The organism is Streptomyces sp. NPDC059875 (assembly GCF_042731085.1).
Taxonomy (GTDB): domain Bacteria; phylum Actinomycetota; class Actinomycetes; order Streptomycetales; family Streptomycetaceae; genus Streptomyces.
Genome location: NZ_JBHWJZ010000003.1, coordinates 176186 through 191029, shown reverse-complemented (window position 1 = coordinate 191029; position 14844 = coordinate 176186). Strand labels below are relative to the sequence as shown.

Here is a 14844-nt window from a genome sequence, read left to right as displayed (position 1 = left end):
GTCCCTCGGGACCGAACACTGGCACCCCATTTAGTCGCACTTCGTCCCGTTATGCGCGCCAGTGACATGGCCCGCACCCACGGAATCCGTCGCTGTACGGACGGGGCGCCGAACCCACGGACAACGCCCCCGGCGCGCCTGCGGCCGGCGATGAGTTCCGGGCGGTCGCGGCGTCTACCGTGCGGAAGGCACACATCGTCGGAACCCCCACGGAGCGTCACATGAGGAAGATCGTCTCCCAGCTGTTCATCTCGCTCGACGGCGTCGTCGAGGACCCCCACACCTGGCACTTCCCCTACTTCAACGACGAGATGGGCGTCGCGGTCGACGCCGTCCTGGGCCGGGCGGACACGCTCCTCCTGGGGCGCCGGACGTACGACAGCTTCGCCGGGGCGTGGCCCGAGCGCGAGGCGGCCGGCGGCGAGGACGCCCCCTTCGCCAAGGTTCTCGGCGACGCGCGGAAGATCGTGGTCTCCCGTCAGTCGCTCGATCTGACCTGGCGGAACTCCGAGCAGCACCAGGGCGACCTCCTCGACGCGGTCAGGGCTCTGAAGAGCGAGCAGGGAGAGAGCCGCATCGCGATCAGCGGCTCGGTGTCCCTGGTGCGGCAGCTCCTCGACGCCGGGCTGCTGGACGAGCTCAACCTGCTGGTGCACCCCATCGCCGTACGCAAGGGCCTGCGACTGTTCGACGAGGCCGGGACGCCGACCCCGCTGAAGCTGCTCTCCGCCGAGACCTTCGCCACAGGCGTCCTCAACCTGGTGTACGCCCCCGCGGCCCCGGCCGGCGAGGCGGGCTACGACGAGGCCAAGACCCACCTGCCCCGCGCCGACCGGGAGGACTGACGCACGGCCGGCCCGGCCCGGGCTGCCGGGCATGATCCGCCGGGCCGGACCCCTCGGCCCCGGTGCGAAACCCGCGTGCACCGGGCCGCGCGGTTCTGTGATCATGCGGGGATGGCCCACCTTCTCGAACCCCTGGTCATCCGCCACACGCACCGCCTCCCCGCCCCCACCGGGCCTGCCGGGGAAGGCCAGGTCGCCGCGCGGCAGTTGGATGCCGCGCTCATGTCCGTGGGCTTCAAACTCTCGGCGGAACTGCTGACCCATCTGTCGGGCCTGTCCGACGACACGGTGACCGCCACCGCTGTACGGACGCTGCGGGTGGTCCGCGAGATGGTCGGGGACCACGTCCAGCACAACGTCTACTTCGTCGACTTCCCCGCCCATGTGCCCGACACCTTCGACTTCTGGATGCGGTGCATCGCCGACGCGCTGAGCGACGACGCCTCCCACGAACGCACGGTCGCCCAGCTCGAGAGCGGCGTGCTCGACCTGCTCACCCTCCCGACGTACGGCAACTACCGGCACACGTACGCCGAGATGCTCGCCGCTCACGACGAGCTGACCGCCGCGGCCGGCGACCGTCTGACGGTCCTTCACCTGGGCGGCGACGCGGACGCCGAGGTCACCGCCCTGTACCTGGCCCTCGCCGGCAGCACCACGCCTCTGGGCGAGGACGACCTGCGTGACCTGGCCGCGCTCGCCGGCCACTGCGTCGACGGCCCCCAGCCCGAGGCTGTCCCGATCCGGGAGAACCTCGCCGTCGTCAACCGCGCCCGTCTGTCCGCCGGGGCCGGCCTCCTTCTCGACACCGTGACCGATGTGCTCCGGCTGGCCTGCGCGCTGTCCGACGGCGATGTCACGCTCCAAGAGCCGACACGGTTCCGGGCCCTGTCCCGCCCGAGCCGCCGTGCGCTGCTCGCGGGCCTGGACAGCGTCGTCGCCGCCGCCCCCGCCAAGCTCGCCGACGTGGGCGTGCACCGCGAGGCGTGGAAGCGTCTCGGCGAACGCCTCCACCCCCACGAGTACCCGCGCTGGCCGCATGCCGCCGAGGTGTTCGCCGTCGCCCGGGGCGAGAAGAAGGCCCGTTCCTTCGACAGCCGCGTCGAGGACATGCTCGGCCGTCATGACGTCATCGGTGCGGCGGAGCTGCTGAAGTCCGCGCCGGGCAGGCTGTTCCGCTCCCTGGACCGGCTGCTGCGCATGGCGTCCGGCCAGGGCGAACGCGACGCCGTGGTGGCGGCCGCGATGGAGGTCGCGCCGAAGGTGTCCGGCCGCGTCGTGCTGGCGGTACGGGAACACCTCCTCAACCGACACGAGAAGGCGGGCGAACGCCGGGTGTTCGTCAACCGCCTGGGCCGCGCCTGGGTCGCCTCCGACACCCGTCGGGCCGTGCTGCCGCCCGAGCGCGACCGTCTGATCGCCACGCTCGACGACGAGATCCGCCGCCGACTCCCCTCCCCCGGCCACCTGTTGATCGACCCCGACGTGCTCGACGTGGCGCTCCCGCTCAGCGGCCGGGCCACCGCGGCCGGCCTCGGCGTCCTGCCGCGGGGGTCCGTCACCCCGGTCGAGGGTGAACTGCTGCGCTTCTTCGTCCACTGGAAGCAGACGGCCCGCAGCACCGACTACGACCTGTCCGCGCTCATGCTGAACGCCGACTACTCGACCCTGTCCTGGCTGTCGTACACGAACCTCACCGAACTCGAAGGCGAGCACTCGGGTGACATCACCGATGCGTCCGACGGCGCCTCGGAGTTCATCAACCTGCGCCTGGGAGCCGCCCGTTGCACGTTCATCGTGCCGCAGGTCGACATCTACTCGGGGGAGGGCTTCGAGGAGGTCGAGGAGTCGTTCTTCGGCTTCATGCTGCGCGACGCCGAACAGCAGGGCCGCCCCTTCGAGGCGCGTACGGTACGCATGAAGTCGGAACTGCGCGGCCCCGGCAGGGTCGCGCTGCCGCTGGCGTTCGTGCGCGGCGACGACGGCCGGTGGCGCGCCGTCTGGCTGCACCTGTACTTGAAGGGCCATCCGACGGCCAACCAGGTCGAAGGAAACCAGGTCTCCGTCGCGACGCTGCTCCGCGGCATCGTCGAGCGCACGCCCCTCACGGTGCGCTACCTCGTCGGCCTGCTCGCCGACGACAACACGACGACGCCGGCGGCCATCACGGTGTGGGACGGAACGACGGTCCCGGACGGTCCCGTCACCTACATCGGCCTGCAGCGCCCGGAGGGTCTGCACCCGGACTCGCGGATTCTCACCCCGGAAAATCTGCGCGACCTGATCCCCGAGTGACTGTTATCGTGAGCGGCGGCGAGGCCATGAAGGGGCTTCCTTCTCCCATCCAATGAACTAGTCCCTTCGCTTTCCTCGCCCTCGACTTACGCCGGCCGGGTCGCGGTCAGGACGCCGATCTTGTCGATGCGGTGCTCCGGATTGCCCTGGGCGTCCCGCCAGAAGTTGCCCGCCGCGTCGTCCTCCGGCGTCGCGCAGGTGGAGAGCGTGATCATGGCCCGGGTGGGCTTCTCCCCCGGCGCCCCTGGAACCGCAGCCCGCTGCTCGGCGAGGGAACTAGCGGAGCGGAAGGACGTCGTCCGCGTCTCGGTGATCCGGTACTCGTAGACGGTGTCCCCGAAGGTGACGAAGACCGAGTCGCCCACGTCGACCGAGGGCAGATCACGCAGGGGCCCGCCGGCGGAGAGCCGGTGGGCGGTCACCAGGTAGTTGCCGATCTCGCCCGGGCCGACGCCGCCCCGCTTTCCGTAGGGGCTGGCGGCCACGCCACGATCCTGGATGCGGGTGCCCGCCGGATCGTCGGTCGTGCCCTCGTACGGCACGACGGTCAGCGCTGCCACACCGATCGACGGTATGGCCATCTCCGCGGCACGGGTCCGCTTGCTGGGGTCCGGCTCGGGGGCCTGCGACGAGGGCGCGGGCGATGTCGCGGCTGCCGTCACCTCCGATATCGCCGCCTCTGATATCGCCGCCGATGTCGCCGGTGTCGCCGGTGTGGCGGACGCATCGACGCCGCCACTCACGGCTGCGCAGCCGACGAGCGCGGCGACGACGGTGGCGGCAAGGGCGCAGTGTGCGGCTCGGACTCTGTGCATGGCCTTCCGAAGGGTTGCTCGACAAAGGTCGTTTCAGCTGCGAAAACGACAGAAATCGAGCACATATTCCCACGCGGGCGGCAAACATCGGCCTGGCGTGGTCAGCAGCCTCCGGCGGAGGTCGGGGCGCCGATGCCGATCTGAAGGGTGGCGGGGGCAGAGCAGCAGCCGCCGTCGGCCGACCGCTCGGCCTCGGGCTGGTCGAAAAGGCCGGCGCCGCCGCAGACGCCGGTCTCGGGAAGGGTCAGTTCGACGCGTTCGGCGGCCGCGCGGTCGCCGGCGATGGCGGCGACGACGGAGCGGACCTGCTCGTAGCCGGTCATCGCGAGGAAGGTCGGGGCCCGGCCGTAGGACTTCATGCCGACGAGATAGACATCCTTCTCCGGGTGGGACAGCTCCTTCACCCCGTGCGGGTAGACGGTGCCGCACGAATGCTGGTTGGGGTCGATCAGCGGGGCCAGCGCGACGGGAGCCTGGAGGCGGTCGTCGAGGCCGAGGCGGAGCTCGGAGAGGAAGCTCAGGTCGGGGCGGAAGCCGGTGAGGACGATGACCTCGTCGACCGGGGCGAGGCGCCGGCCGTCCTCTCCGACGAGGACCAAGCGGCCTTCGTCGGTCCTCTCGACGGCCTCGGTACGGAAGCCGGTGACGGCGTCCGCGTGGCCGGCGTCGACCGCGGCCTTCGCGGCGAGTCCGAGGGCGCCGCGGGCGGGCAGCTGGTCGGCGGCGCCGCCGCCGAAGGTGGAGCCGCTGATCCCACGGCGCAGGATCCAGACCGCGTGGGTGCCGGGAGCCTCCCGTGCCAGGTCCGCGAGCGAGGTGAGTGCGGTGAAGGCGGAGGCGCCGGATCCGATGACGGCGGTGCGCTTTCCGGCGTAACGGGCGCGTACGGAAGGGTCGTTCAGGTCGGGAACGCGGTGGACGAGGGCGTCGGCGGCGGCCTTCTCACCGAGGGCGGGCAGGCCGCTGCCACCGGCCGGGCCGGGGGTGGACCACGTACCGGAGGCGTCGATGACCGCGCGGGCGAAGACCCGGGCCTCGCCGCCGTCGGCCGTCGTGAAGTGGACGACGAAGGGCTGGGTGTCGCGGTCGGCGTCGACGATGCGGTCGCGGCCGGCGCGCGAGACGCCCGTGACGCGAGCGCTGTAGCGGACACGGTCACCGAGCCTGCCCGCGAGGGGCTGGAGGTAGGAGTCGGCCCAGTCTCCGCCCGTGGGGTACGTGCGGGCGTCGGGTCGGACCCAGCCGGTGGGAGCGAGGAGCTTCTCGGCGGCCGGGTCGGTGAGCTCGCCCCAGGTGGAGAAGAGCCGTACGTGCGCCCACTCCCGTACAGCCGATCCGGCGACCGGTCCGGCTTCCAGGACCAACGGTTCCAGGCCGCGGTCGACGAGGTGGGCGGCGGCGGCGAGGCCGGCGGGCCCGGCGCCGATCACGACGACGGGCAGGGATGCGAGGGATTCGGTCACGGCGGACTCCCGTTTGATTCGATGACCGTCGATGTTCTGTGCCACCAGACTGGACCCTGTATCGACATCCGTCAACATAGACATTCATCGAATCTGGATCGATGATGGGGGCATGGCCACTGTGAACACCGCGCTGCCGCTGCTGGAGCCCGAAGGGCCCACGGCACCGTGCTGCCCGCCGCTGACCGAACGCCCGCTGACGGCCGACGAGGCCGAGCGGAGCGCCCTGATGTTCAAGGCCCTCGGCGACCCGGTGAGGCTGCGGCTCTTCTCCCTGGTCGCCTCGCACGAGGGCGGCGAGGCCTGCGTGTGCGACATCTCGGACGTGGGCGTCTCCCAGCCCACGGTCTCCCACCACCTGAAGAAGCTGAAGGAGGCGGGGCTGCTCAGCTCCGAGCGCCGGGGAACCTGGGTGTACTACCGGGTGGAGCCGTCGGCGCTCGCCGCCATGGGGCAGCTTCTGGCCCGCGCCGGCGCAGCGTGAGCACGGCGGTCACCGCTCGCGGCACTCCTCGGGTCAGGCCTCGGACGGAACGGAGCCGGTCCGGCCGCGCAGGAAGATGACCGCGACCAGCGCGAGGCCCACGACCACGCCCACCAGCTGCATGCCGATGAAGCCCGGTACGGAGGCGGGGGCGATGCCCGCGAAGGTGTCGGTGAACGCGCGCCCGATCGTCACGGCCGGGTTCGCGAAGGAGGTGGAGGACGTGAACCAGTAGGCGGCGCCGATGTACGAGGCGACCGCCACGGGGGCGAAGCGGAGCCGGTCGGTGCGGGCGAGCCCGAAGATCAGCAGGATCAGACCGGCGGTGGCGACGACCTCGCCGAGGAGCAGGTTCCCGGCGGACCGGTCGTGGGTGGACCACGCCACGAGCGGCTCACCGAACATCGCGTCCGCCAGGATCGCGCCCGCGATCGCGCCGACGATCTGGGAGGGCACGTACACGGCGGCCTCGCGGGCGGTGAACCCCGCACCGCCGCGCCGCGCCGTCCACCACTCGGCCAGCGTCACGGCCGGATTGAAGTGGGCGCCGGAGACCGGACCGAGCAGCGCGATGAGGACCCCGAGGCCGAAGACGGTGGCCGTGGAGTTGGCCAGGAGTTGCAGGGCCACGTCGTCGGTCAATTCGGTCGCCTGGATGCCGGAGCCGACGACGACCGTGACGAGCGCGGCGGTGCCGACGAACTCGGCGGCGGCGCGGGCGATCAGCGGGGGGCGGGGTGGTGTCGCGCCGGGTGCGGGCTGAGGCGCGTCGGCGGATATGGGCGTACCGGCGGGCTCGGTGGAGATCAAGGCAGGTGCTCCTGGGCAGGCGGGGACGAGCGCGGAAGCTCGCAGGGGTCGCGGGGGATTACGGGCAGGAGCGCTTGAGGTTCGCCTCGGCGGTGGCGCGAGCGGTCCTGGCGAGGTCGGCGAACTGACCGGCGAGCGCATCGATGACGTCCGGGCGCAGGCGGTAGTAGGTGAATCGCCCACAGGGCTCCGTCTCCACCACCCCGGCCTCACGCAGCACCTTGAGGTGGTTGGAGAGGTTGGTCTGCCGGGCACCCGTCTCCTCCACCAAGTGGGTGGTGCAGAGCGTCTCCTGGGCGAGGAGGGTCACGATCCGGAGCCTGAGCGGGTCGGCCAGAACCCGGATCAGGTCAGTGTCGACGGACGTCATCATGCGCTGATACTGTCACATCAGCCGAAGCTGACACCATTCCAGACTGATGGAATCCCGTACCCAGGAAGAACCGATGCCCTCCGCACCTGCCGCCTCCGTCCTCTTCGTCTGCGTCCACAACGCGGGCCGCTCCCAGATGGCGGCGGGCTTCCTGCGCCACCTCGCCGGCGACCGCGTGGAGGTCCGCTCCGCGGGCTCCCTGCCCGGCGACCGGGTCAACCCGGCGGCCGTCGCCGCGATGGCCGAGCTGGGCATCGACATCTCCGACCAGCGACCGAAGGTGCTGACCCCGGAGGCCGTTCAGGCCTCCGACTACGTGATCACCATGGGCTGCGGCGACGCCTGCCCGTACTTCCCCGGCAAGACGTACCTGGACTGGGTCCTGGAGGACCCGGCCGGCCAGGGCGTCGAGGCGGTCCGCCCGATCCGCGACGAGATCAAGGCCCTCATCGAGGGCCTGATCGCCGAGATCGACGCGAAGCGGGACGCCTGAGCGCACTATCCGCCGCGCCGGGTGGGCGAGATGATCCGGTCGCCGGCCTAGGCCAGGCGCGCCGCGCCGAAGGAGACGTTGAAGCGGTCGCACCAGATGGTGACGCTGGTGAGGCCGGAGACATCGACGCCCGCCGGGACGGTGTAGTTCTGGTCGCCCTTGTTGCCCTTCAGTTCGCCGAGGCTGACGTACCGTCCGTCGTCGAAGACGTGCCAGCCGGCGCTGCCCTCCTTGACCGGCGCATCGGTCAGCCAGACACGCAGCGCGGGGCCGTTGCTGGTGTCCAGGTCCTCCAGCCGTACGGTGTGCGATCCGTCGGGCAGACGGATGAGCTTCACCGTGCCCGTGGTCGTGTGCTCATGGCTGATCAGGGTTCCCTGCGCGACCGTCCGCGGCTCCTCCGCCGAGGTTCCGGGACGTGCGGAGGCCGCCGGGGCCCCGGTCGGTGGGGCTTCGTCCACGGTCTCGTCCTGCCACAGCTTCCAGGGCTGGAACAAGTAGAGCCCGACCACTGCCAGTACGGTCGCCGCGATCACCGCTCCTGCCACCAGCGGCCTACGTCGTCCACCGTCTCGAGCCACAGTTCATCCCTCTCGCACCGACCGACTTGTCTTCGCCATTCAACGACGTCAGAAGACCCGTCGACCACACCTGAGGGGATGACCAAAGTCTTACGTCCGGGAGCGCGTCAGCTGATCGTGGTGTCTCCGAGAGCGATCAGCAGGCGCCGCAGTTTCGCCGCCAGGTCGTCGCACTCGTCGCGGTCGAAGATTTCCAGCATGCGCGCCTCGTTGAGGAGGTGGTCCTGCATATAGGCACGGGTGATCTCGTGTCCGCGCTCAGTGAGACGGATCTTCACCGAACGGCGGTCCTCGGTGTCGCGGACCCTCTCGACCAGACCCTTGGCCTCCATGCGGTCGATGCGGTTGGTGATCGCCCCGGAGGTCACCATGGCCGCCTTGCGGAAGGCCCCGGCGGTCAGTTCGTACGGGGGGCCTGAGCGTTGCAGGGTGGACAGGACGTCGAACTCGCCCAGTTCCAGCCCGCGTTCGGCGGCGAAGGTCCGGAACTCCTTCTCCAGCGCCACGCCGAGACGCTGGACCCGGCCGAGCACCTCCACGGGCCACAGCGCGTCGGCCAAGTCGGGTCGCTCGTCGACCCACTGACCGACGATGCCGTCCACGGCGTCGGCACCCGCTCCACCGCGCTCCACATCGCCCATGACCTGCCTCCTCGGTGACTCCTGCATCCCACCAAGAATATCTCAACGTTGAATCACTTGACGTTGAACGAACATCGGTGATTTTATCTCAACGTTGAAATTATCGACGTTGAACGGATGACGCCGCTCCTGCCGGGCGGCACCACCCGCAGAGGTCACCACCAACCAGGGGGCACCATGTCGGCCATATCCACACGACGTCTCACCGCCGGGGCGCCGACCGGCCGCCAAGTCCCGGCCCTGTGGCTGGCGCTCCTCGCCGCGCCCATCGCCACCGGGGCCAATGCGCCCGTGCTCATCCTCCCCGACATGGCCCACGCACTGGGGGTCTCCACCGCGCAGGCGACATGGATGGTCACCGCTTTCGCCTGGGCCATGACGGTCGGAACTCCCCTGTGCGCGGCCCTCGTCCGGCACCGGGGGTTACGGACGGCCCTCGTCACCAGCGCGGTCACCGTCCTGGCCGGCACCGTGATCGTCGCGGCCGTGCCCTGGTTCCCGATGGCGTTGGTCGGCCGGGCCGCGCAGGCCGCGGGCGGCGCCGGGCTGGTGGCCGTGGCGATGAACCTCGCCGGATCCACCCGGCGCATGGGGGCGATCACCGCCGGGTTCGGGGTGCTGGGCGCCGCCGGGCCCCTCGCCGGCTCCGTCCTCGCGGACGCGGCGAGCTGGCGCGCCTCGCTCACCCTCTCCTCGCTCGCCCTCTTCGCCGTACCCGCGATCTGGCGCCACACCGCGAACTCCGCACCCGAACGCTCCCCGCACGCCGCGCAGTTCGACGCCGCAGGGGCCGGGCTCGTCGTGGCTCTCGTCTCCGCGCTCGTCCTGATCCCCACCGCTCCCCTCGCGGGCGGTCTCACCGCCGCTGCCGTCGCCGTCCCCCTCGGGCTCCACATACGGCGCCGACCGGACGGGTTCGTGCCCGCCGCCGTCCTGCGCTCGCGCGCCTTCCTCGGCTCCGCGCTGCTCGCCTTCGCGTTCTCCACCTCCTACTTCATCCTCCTGTTCGCCCTCCCGCAGATCGTGCAGCGGCGAACGGGCTGGAGCACCGAGGCCATCGGCACGGGTCAGCTGGTCGCGCTCCTCACCGGTTCCGCGCTGTCCTGGATCCTCGCGGCCACGGCGACGCGCCTGGGCCACCGCAAGGTCGTGACCCTGCTCGTCGTCCTCGGTACGGCCGCACCCCTCACCGCCGCCTTCGCCTCCTGGGGGCCCGGACTGCTCCTGGCCGCCGCTGGCGCCGTGTTCGTCGCCACCGGCAGCAACGCCGTCCTGTCCGTCCGCGCCTCCCAGCCCTCCCCGGCCTCTCAGCGACCCGCGGCCATCGGCCTCTTCGTCCTCTTCTACCAACTCGGCGGCGCCCTCGGACCGGCCCTCTCCGCACTCCTCGTCCTGCCCTGAGGACCGACCTGCCCTGAGGACCGACCTGCCCTGAAGTCCGACCTGCCCTGAAGTCCGACGTCCGGCGGCCGAGTTCCCCTCTTCGGGAACTCGGCCGCCCTTCCGTCCGACTACAGGAGCGCGCGCGTGGCTTGGGAGACGGAGAGGCGTGGGATGGGCGGTCTGGATGTACGTATGCGGGGGGGCGCGTGCCGGCACGGCCGGGTCGAGGCCGTCACCGACGTGGATCTGGAGATCGCGGCCGGTGAGCGGGTCGCGCTGACCGGGACGAACGGTTCCGGGAAGACCACCCTCCTGCGGGCCGTGCTGGGGCTGCACCGGCAGGTGAGCGGCTCGATCGAGGTCGGCGGGCGGGGCGCCGGGTCGCCGGCGGAGTGGGCCTGGCGGCGGCGGGTGTGCGCCTGGATCCCCGAGAAGCCGGCCAGGGGCCGTTCTCCGCTGCTGGGCGAGGAGTTGCTGGCCGGTAGCACCGCCCCGGTCGAGGCATCGGAGGCCGCCGAGCGGGTGGGGGTGGCCGAGCTGAGCCGTCGGCCGCTGCACACCCTCTCCGGAGGCCAGTTGCAGCGCATGTACCTCGCACGGGCCATGGGGTGCGTGGCGGCCGGGGCGCAGAACCTCCGAACGTCGGTACGGCGCAACGCCGATACGTCGGTACGTCGGTACGTCGGTACGTCAGCTGTCGAAGCCGAGACCGAAGCGGTCGAGCGTCCGCAGCCAGAGATTGCGCCGGCCGGCGTTCTCGTCGGCGCGGGCGAGGGACCACTTGGTGATGCCGATGCCCATGGAACGGACCGGCTCCGGCGGGAAGGGCAACGGCTTGCGCCGGACCATCTCCAGTGCGGTGCGCTCGGTGCGGTCTCCCGCGAGCAGATCGAGCACGACCTCCGCTCCGAAGCGGGTGGCGCCGACGCCGAGTCCGGTGAATCCGGCGGCGTACGCGACCTTCCCTCGATGGCTCGTGTCGAAGAACACGCAGAAGCGGGTGCTGGTGTCGATGGCCCCGCCCCACGCGTGCGTGAAGCGGACGCCCTCCAGCTGGGGGAAGGTTCGGAAGAAGTGCCGGGAGAGGGTGGCGAAGGTCTCCGGCCGCTGGTCGTGTTCGGCGCCGACGCGGCCCCGGTAGCGGTACACGGCGTCGTAGCCGCCCCACAGGATGCGGTTGTCCGCGGACAGGCGTACGTAGTGGAACTGGTTGGCGCTGTCGGCGAACCCCTGGCGGTTTCGCCAGCCGACCGAGGCGAGCAGAGTCTCCGTCAGGGGTTCCGTCATGAGCGCGTAGTCGTAGACCGGGACGGTGTACGGCCGGTGGCGGCGGACCAGGGAGGGGTAGGCGTTGGTGGCGAGGGCGACACGCGCGGCGTGCACGCGACCGTAGGGGGTGCGGACGGCGATCCCGGAGCCGGTCTCGACGAGGGCTTGGGCAGGGGTGTGCTCATGGACACGCACTCCGAGGTCCAGGCAGGCCCGCTTCAGACCCCAGGCCAGCCTGGCCGGGTTGACCATGGCGACGTCGTCCTTGTTCCAGAGGCCGCCGAGGAAGGTGGGCGAGTCGATCTCGGCGCGTACGGCCTCGGCGTCGAGGAGGACCGGCCGACCGCCGTATCGGGCCGCCGTCTCGACCTCCTCCGCCAGGCCCGCGACCTGGTAGGGCTCGGTCGCCACGACGAGCGAACCGGTGCGCTCCCAGGCGCAGTCGATGCGGTGTCGATCGATCGTGTCCTCGATGGCCTGGAGGTTCTCGCGGCCGAGCCGCTCCAGGAGACCGATCTCGTCCGGCCACCGGTGCAGTCCGTTGTGCAGACCATGCGTGAGGCTGGACTCGCAGAATCCGCCGTTGCGACCGGAGGCCGCGCCACCGACCTCCTGGGCCTCGATCAGGACGACGTCGGCGGACGGGTCGCGCTCCTTGGCGATCAGGGCGGTCCACAGTCCGCTGTATCCGCCGCCGACCACGAGCAGGTCGCAGCGTGTACCGCCGGTCAGGGCCGGGGCGGCCTGCGGGCGGTCGGGGTCGTCCAGCCAGAAAGGGGTCGGCACGGCGTCCCGGAGGGAGACGAGGGGGTCCATGGGGCGGCTCCTTCGGATCGCGGAGGATCGGGCCTCCGAAGTGCCGCCATGAGACCTCGCGCTCCCGACAACGTCAATGGTGTTGTCATAACGCCCGAACGTAAGCCGGGAACATAAGCCGGGGCCCTAAGGCCGGCGCTCTCAGGAGGCCGCCAACCGTGCCGCCGCCGCGTCGAGCGTGAGCTCCAGGGCGAAGGGATATCCGCTGTCCCTCATGTCGGTGGCGAGCAGCGGCAGCGTCGCCACGATGTTCGGATGCGTCTCCGGCGGGAGCTTGCCGTACGAGGCGAGCCACACCTCCTCGTCGGCCTCGCGCGCCGGTGCCGGCAGGGCGAGCGCGGCGGAGTCCAGCGCCGCGAACGCCAGCGCCTGGTCGACGAAGGCGTGGTAGAGCCGTACCGCGGTCGCGTCGGGGAAGCCGGCCCGGCGCAGGATCCCGAGGATCCGCTCCACCGCCGCCGTCTCGTGGGTGCGACCGGTCGTCCGGTGCGCCGCGAGCAGGGCCACCTGCGGATTGGCCAGGTACGCCGCGTGGATCCGGAGCCCCATCTCGCGGAGGTCGGCGCGCCAGTCGCCGGTGGGCGCCCAGCTCTCCTGCGCGCGGCCGACGAACTCGTCGGCCAGGGCGAGCAGCAGATCGTCGGTGTTGCGGAAGTAGCGGTAGAGGGAGCTGGGGTCCGCCCCCAGGGCGGCGCCGAGCCGTCGTACCGACAGGGCGTCCGCGCCGTGCTCGGCGACGAGCCGCAGGGCGGTCTCGATGATCAGCCGTTCCGACAGGACGGCGCCCTGCTTGGTGGGCCTGCGGCGGCGCCGCTGCCCCTCGGGGACCACTCGCTCAACCATGGATCCACCTTATGACAACACCATTGACATGTAAATGGACGGCCCAGTTGCATGTCCGTTCACCACACCCGCCTCCTTCACTCGTTCTGGAGCGCCCCATGACCAAGGCCGATCTGGTCTTCACCCATGGCCCTGTCCACACCGGCGATCCCGCCCGCACGCGGGCGACCGGCCTGGCCGTCACGGGGGAGCGCATCACCGCCGTCGGCCACGACGACGTACGCGAGCTCATCGGCCCGAGCACGGAAGTCGTGGATCTGCGGGGCAAGTTGCTCCTGCCCGGCTTCCAGGACGCGCACATCCACGCCGTGTCCGGGGGGACGGAGCTGGCCGAGTGCGATCTGTCCGGCACGGTCGGCGTCGAGGACTACCTGACCCTGATCCGGGAGTTCGCCGAGGCACACCCGGACCGCCCGTGGATCACCGGCGGCGGCTGGTCCATGGAGAGCTTCGAGGGCGGCCTGCCCACCCGGCAGCTCCTCGACACGGTGGTGCCGGACCGCCCGGTCTACCTGCTCAACCGCGATCACCACGGCGCCTGGGCCAACACCCGTGCCCTCGAACTCGCCGGACTCACCCGGGAGTCCGCGGATCCCGCCGACGGCCGGATCGAGCGGGAGCCGGACGGCACCCCGAGCGGCACCTTGCAGGAGGGCGCCACCGCCCTGGTCGCCCGGCTCGCACCGCCGAGCACCGCCGCCGACCGGCTCGCCGGCCTGCTGCGCGCACAGAGGCTTCTGCACTCCCTCGGCATCACCGGCTGGCAGGACGCCATGCTGGGGCAGTTCGGCAGCAACCCGGATCCCTCCGACGCGTATCTCGCGGCCGCCCGCGCGGGAACGCTCACCGCCCGGGTCAGCGGGGCGCTGTGGTGGGACCGCGAGCGGGGAGCGGAGCAGATCGAGGAACTCGTCGCGCGGCGCCGGGAGTTGTCGTACGGACGGTTCCGGGCCGGCTCGGTGAAGATCATGCAGGACGGCGTCGCGGAGAACTTCACGGCCGCGATGACCACTCCGTACCTGGACGGCTGCGGCTGCGCCACCGCCAACTCGGGCCTGAGCTTCGTCGACCCGGTGGCGCTCCGCTCGTACGTCACCGAGCTCGACGCCCTCGACTTCCAGGTGCACTTCCACGCCCTCGGCGACCGGGCGGTGCGCGAGGCCCTGGACGCCGTCGAGGCCGCCGTGGAGGCCAACGGGCGGCGGGGCAACCGCCACCACCTCGCCCATCTGCAGGTGGTGCACCCCGAGGACGTGGAGCGATTCGCGCGGCTCGGCGCCATCGCGAACATCCAGCCGCTGTGGGCCGCGCACGAGCCGCAGATGGACGAGCTCACGATTCCCTTCCTCGGTCCGGAGCGGTCCTCCTGGCAGTACCCGTTCGGCTCACTGCTGCGCGCCGGGGCCACCCTGGCGGCCGGCAGCGACTGGCCCGTCAGCAGCCCCGACCCCATCGCGGGTCTCCACGTCGCCGTGAACCGGAAGGAGCCCGGCACCACCGACGAGCGGGTCTTCCTGCCGGAGCAGCGCCTCGACCTCACGACCGCCGTCGCCGCGTACACGGCCGGCTCGGCGCATGTGAACGGCCTCGACGACACCGGCGCCCTGCTCCCGGGCATGCTCGCCGACCTGGTGGTGCTCGACCGCGACATCTTCACCGGCCCGCCGGAGGAGATCGCCGAGGCCCGGGTCCTGAGCACCTACGTCGGCGGCACCCTGGTGCACTCCGCCTGA

14 protein-coding genes and 1 pseudogene are annotated in these 14844 nt (G+C 71.4%); 7 read left to right on the top strand and 8 right to left on the bottom strand.

All coding sequences use genetic code 11. The features are described 5' to 3' along the window. Window positions 1-221 precede the first annotated feature (221 nt). Both ACFV9D_RS04835 and ACFV9D_RS04830 read left to right on the top strand, forming a co-directional pair. Complete coding sequence (locus tag ACFV9D_RS04835) at window positions 222-845, top strand: dihydrofolate reductase family protein (RefSeq protein WP_385140930.1); 624 nt, start codon at window positions 222-224, stop codon at window positions 843-845. A gap of 111 nt (window positions 846-956) precedes the next feature. Then, window positions 957-3140: a hypothetical protein gene (locus ACFV9D_RS04830; RefSeq protein ID WP_385140927.1), complete on the top strand. Its 2184-nt coding sequence runs from the start codon at window positions 957-959 to the stop codon at window positions 3138-3140. A gap of 86 nt (window positions 3141-3226) precedes the next feature. Here ACFV9D_RS04830 and ACFV9D_RS04825 read toward each other — a convergent pair whose 3' ends face one another. Both ACFV9D_RS04825 and ACFV9D_RS04820 read right to left on the bottom strand, forming a co-directional pair. Beyond that, complete coding sequence (locus ACFV9D_RS04825) at window positions 3227-3955, bottom strand: sortase domain-bontaining protein (RefSeq protein ID WP_385140924.1); 729 nt, start codon at window positions 3953-3955, stop codon at window positions 3227-3229. Window positions 3956-4056: 101 nt separating this feature from the next. Continuing rightward, window positions 4057-5418: an NAD(P)-binding domain-containing protein gene (locus ACFV9D_RS04820; RefSeq protein ID WP_385140921.1), complete on the bottom strand. Its 1362-nt coding sequence runs from the start codon at window positions 5416-5418 to the stop codon at window positions 4057-4059. Window positions 5419-5530: 112 nt separating this feature from the next. Between ACFV9D_RS04820 and ACFV9D_RS04815 the strand changes: the two genes are divergently transcribed. Next, on the top strand, window positions 5531-5902 hold the full coding sequence (locus ACFV9D_RS04815) for an ArsR/SmtB family transcription factor (RefSeq protein ID WP_385140918.1): 372 nt from the start codon (window positions 5531-5533) through the stop codon (window positions 5900-5902). Between the two features lie 33 nt (window positions 5903-5935). On the opposite strand, the gene ACFV9D_RS04810 is transcribed toward ACFV9D_RS04815, so the two are convergent. Next, on the bottom strand, window positions 5936-6712 hold the full coding sequence (locus ACFV9D_RS04810; RefSeq protein ID WP_385140915.1) for an aquaporin: 777 nt from the start codon (window positions 6710-6712) through the stop codon (window positions 5936-5938). A gap of 58 nt (window positions 6713-6770) precedes the next feature. Continuing rightward, window positions 6771-7085, bottom strand: coding sequence for an ArsR/SmtB family transcription factor (locus ACFV9D_RS04805; protein ID WP_385140912.1), 315 nt, complete (start codon window positions 7083-7085; stop codon window positions 6771-6773). A 73-nt stretch (window positions 7086-7158) separates the two neighbouring features. On the opposite strand from ACFV9D_RS04805, the gene ACFV9D_RS04800 reads away from it, so the two are divergent. Beyond that, on the top strand, window positions 7159-7578 hold the full coding sequence (locus ACFV9D_RS04800) for an arsenate reductase ArsC (protein WP_385140909.1): 420 nt from the start codon (window positions 7159-7161) through the stop codon (window positions 7576-7578). Window positions 7579-7625: 47 nt separating this feature from the next. On the opposite strand, the gene ACFV9D_RS04795 is transcribed toward ACFV9D_RS04800, so the two are convergent. Both ACFV9D_RS04795 and ACFV9D_RS04790 read right to left on the bottom strand, forming a co-directional pair. Further along, window positions 7626-8114 carry a DM13 domain-containing protein gene (locus ACFV9D_RS04795; RefSeq protein ID WP_385140907.1) on the bottom strand — a complete coding sequence of 163 codons (489 nt, stop codon included), beginning with the start codon at window positions 8112-8114 and terminating at the stop codon, window positions 7626-7628. 152 nt (window positions 8115-8266) lie between these two features. Further along, window positions 8267-8800 (bottom strand): MarR family winged helix-turn-helix transcriptional regulator, encoded by a 534-nt coding sequence (locus ACFV9D_RS04790; protein ID WP_385140904.1) that lies wholly within the window; start codon window positions 8798-8800, stop codon window positions 8267-8269. 177 nt (window positions 8801-8977) lie between these two features. Between ACFV9D_RS04790 and ACFV9D_RS04785 the strand changes: the two genes are divergently transcribed. After that, window positions 8978-10201, top strand: a complete 1224-nt coding sequence (locus ACFV9D_RS04785) for an MFS transporter (protein WP_385140901.1) — start codon at window positions 8978-8980, stop codon at window positions 10199-10201. 153 nt (window positions 10202-10354) lie between these two features. Further along, window positions 10355-10819 (top strand): annotated as a pseudogene (locus ACFV9D_RS04780) (ATP-binding cassette domain-containing protein); the annotation flags it as partial. 54 nt (window positions 10820-10873) lie between these two features. Here ACFV9D_RS04780 and ACFV9D_RS04775 read toward each other — a convergent pair. Then, a complete protein-coding gene (locus tag ACFV9D_RS04775; RefSeq protein WP_385140899.1) occupies window positions 10874-12268 on the bottom strand; it encodes an NAD(P)/FAD-dependent oxidoreductase in 1395 nt (464 codons plus the stop codon). A gap of 141 nt (window positions 12269-12409) precedes the next feature. Continuing rightward, complete coding sequence (locus ACFV9D_RS04770) at window positions 12410-13111, bottom strand: TetR/AcrR family transcriptional regulator (RefSeq protein ID WP_385140896.1); 702 nt, start codon at window positions 13109-13111, stop codon at window positions 12410-12412. A 98-nt stretch (window positions 13112-13209) separates the two neighbouring features. Between ACFV9D_RS04770 and ACFV9D_RS04765 the strand changes: the two genes are divergently transcribed. Continuing rightward, the gene (locus ACFV9D_RS04765) at window positions 13210-14844 is read left to right on the top strand and encodes an amidohydrolase (protein ID WP_385140893.1); all 1635 of its coding nucleotides are present in this window, start codon (window positions 13210-13212) and stop codon (window positions 14842-14844) included.